Origin of the sequence: Paraburkholderia humisilvae (genome assembly GCF_902859855.1) — a bacterium.
In the GTDB taxonomy this organism is placed as follows: Bacteria; Pseudomonadota; Gammaproteobacteria; order Burkholderiales; family Burkholderiaceae; genus Paraburkholderia; species Paraburkholderia humisilvae.
On record NZ_CADIKH010000231.1, the window covers coordinates 1 to 3,002 of the forward strand.

Sequence of the window (3,002 nt, forward strand, 5' to 3'; positions counted from 1 at the left end):
CCGGCGTCAGGTCGATCGCGAACTTTCCGGCCGCCGAGAAAAACGCGTTATGTTGCGCATGCGCGTACGCCGACGTCGCATCGAATACGATGTCAAATGCGTTGGCATGGGCCTTCAGAAAGTCGATTCCCTCTGACGATGTCTCGACGTGACGCTCTTTGGCAATCGCGAGACCTGTGCTATTCGTATCGCGTCCAACCATAAACGCAATATCGAAGACTTCCGACTCGATAACCTTGCACATCAGATCGGTTCCGATCATTCCCGAACCGATAATGGCAACCGACGTTCGTGCATCTTTCATTTTACGTCCCCGAGAGTGAACACCTCATATGCAGATTCACTTTGACTCGCGATGACAGCGTGATGATCATCACGCTTTTTTTATCGCGCATGTGTCAACATTTGTGAACTGCGCGTTCGGGGGTGTCGTTTCCGTCAGAACATGATGGGGGCTTTCGTCGAACGCCACCTAGTCTCACTATCCCTTGCGGGCCGAGACGATAACTGGCACGATTTCACGGCGCACACGCGCAAAAAATCCGTTTCTTGATGGCACCCCAATTCAGTTGCATGGACCTTGTCTTCCCGACGAAGCGCAAAACATATCGACAATTTACAAACCCATCTGAAATGACCTTAACAACTTTCCGCTCACAGAAGCGCGCCGCTACTAAAGATGTATGGCCTCGATTCCAAAATAAATTTCTCATGAACATTTAAGATTCAACACTGAGAAATGGCAAGCGAATCAATCTATTAATGTCATTTTTTGACAGTTTTATTCAGAATGATTCCATTGTGGGGGAGTAAGCCCGAACCGCCGAATATTCTCGCGGCCCTGGAGGAGCACCTGTAACCGATTTCTCATTCAAGTGCGAGCCCTAGGATGATGGTGGGTTCTGGTAATCATATAGCCGGCCCCCTCCCGTTCGGGTCGAACGGCTGGCGTAGAGTCGAGGTGCGAACAGCGACGTGACGCACAGGAGGCCGGTATGAACAGGTTTAGTGGAATCGATCTGCACTCGAACAACAGTGTAGTTGTGGTCAGCGATGAAGCTGACCGGGTTCTCTACCAGCGGCGGTTACCAAACGATCCGGTCCAGATCCGGGCCGCGCTTGCACCGCACCGCGAAGATCTGGTAGGGGTTGTCATCGAAGCAACGTACAACTGGTACTGGCTCGTGGACCAGCTGATGAACGATGGCTACCGGGTGCATCTGGCTAACCCCGTGGCAATCAGACAGTACGAGGGACTGAAATACAGTGGCGACTTCACTGATGCGGCTCATCCCGCACAATTGCTGCGTCTGGGGTTACTCCCGGAAGGCTACATTTACCCAGCAGAAGAACGTCCGGTGCGCGACCTCTCGCGCAAGCGCATGCAACTGGTGCAATGCCGGACCGCCCGGATCCTCGCTATCGGGAACCTGTTCTCACGCAATACAGGTGGGCAGATGCGGGGGGAACGGGTCAAGTGTCTGGACCAGACACAGGTCAGCGCATTCGGCCTTGCACCGGACGTAGCGCTCGCGATGCAGGCCAATCTGGCGGTCATGCAAACCTTGCAGCAGCAGATCAGAATCCTCGAGAAGCGACTCATGCAGCGGGTGAAACTCAAACCCGACTACGTGTTGCTGAACCCGGTGCCCGGCATTGGCCCGGTTCTCGCAACCACCATCATGCTGGAAACCGGAACCATCTCGCGTTTCACCGAGGTTGGTAATTTCAGTTCGTACTGCCGCTGTGTGGACAGCCGGCGCGAAAGCAACAGCAGGAAGAAAGGCGAAGGCAACACAAAGAATGGCAACAGGTATCTGGCATGGGCATTTGTCGAGGCGGCCAGCTTCGCCATGCGCTCGTGTCCGCAAGCCAGGCGCTTTTACGAGCGCAAGAAACGCGCACGTAACGGGATTGTCGCGATCAAGGCGCTGGCGCACAAGCTGGCACGCGCCTGCTATCACATGCTTCGGGAGCACAAGCCATTTGACGTAACCCGCTGCTTTGGCTAAAAGGCGGTGCAAGGGAAACGAGCCCAGTATTGCGACTGGTGAAAAGCCATGGTTCTGATTGGGTCTTCCCTTTGCCACGCCTGCTGTTTGCAGATGACCGGGTCGCCCAGGCAATGAGCCACGCCCGACTGGCGTTGCGCAGGCAACAGCCACGGTTCTGAAACCCATTGGACCTTGTCTGGCACCAACGAATGAAAGGGACTTCCCCGTCCCGTGGCTGCGGCGGAAGCCGCAAATCGGCATCAACGTGCCATGATGAAGTTTCGAACGTTCATCAACACCAACAAGAGGGGAAGTCCATGCCTATTGTCATCGTCGGAATTGATCTTGCCAAGAACATGTTCGCCGTTCACGGCGTGGACGGAACCGGCGAGGCGGTATTGGTCAAGCCGCGTGTCTCACGGGACCAGCTGGTTGCGCTGATCGCCCAGTTGCCGCCCTGTCTCATCGGTATGGAAGCCTGTTCGGGCGCGCATCACTGGGCACGGGTGTTCCAGCGGTACGGCCATACGGTCAAGCTGATGGCGCCAAAACTTGTGGCGCCGTACCGGATGTCGGGCAAGCGCGGCAAGAATGACGCGGCCGATGCAGCAGCCATCTGCGAAGCGGTGACCCGTCCGAGCATGCGTTTCGTGCCGCTGAAGGATGAACATCAGCAGGCCACGCTGTGCCTGCATCGGACACGGCAGGGTTTCGTCGAGGAGCGCACCGCGATCTACAACCGGATGCGTGGCCTGCTCTCCGAATTCGGCGTGGTGCTGCCGCAGAGCCCGGAGCGGTTTCGAAGAGAGATCCCGGCCCATCTGGATGCCTTGCCAGGTTGGGCGAGACGCTGCTTAAGCGACCTGCTCGAGCATGTCGGCATCATCGAGGACCGGCTCGTGGAATACGACCGCGCGATTGGCGAAATCGCGCGCGACGACGAGCGCAGCAGGCGACTCATGCAACTGCGCGGCATCGGTCCGACCACCGCCAGCGCATTGCTCGCGA

At 56.8% G+C, this 3,002-nt stretch carries 2 protein-coding genes and 1 pseudogene; 2 read left to right on the top strand and 1 reads right to left on the bottom strand.

Annotation, left to right across the window (positions count from 1 at the left end; all coding sequences use genetic code 11):
* Positions 1–304 (bottom strand): annotated as a pseudogene (locus HV796_RS41240) (acetaldehyde dehydrogenase (acetylating)); the annotation flags it as partial.
* A 691-nt stretch (positions 305–995) separates the two neighbouring features.
* Between HV796_RS41240 and HV796_RS41245 the strand changes: the two are divergent.
* Both HV796_RS41245 and HV796_RS41250 read left to right on the top strand, forming a co-directional pair.
* Positions 996–2,012: an IS110 family RNA-guided transposase gene (locus HV796_RS41245; protein WP_175233415.1), complete on the top strand. Its 1,017-nt coding sequence runs from the start codon at positions 996–998 to the stop codon at positions 2,010–2,012.
* Between the two features lie 299 nt (positions 2,013–2,311).
* Positions 2,312–3,002, top strand: a 691-nt coding sequence (locus tag HV796_RS41250) for an IS110 family RNA-guided transposase (protein WP_175233416.1), incomplete at its 3' end; no start/stop codon positions are given.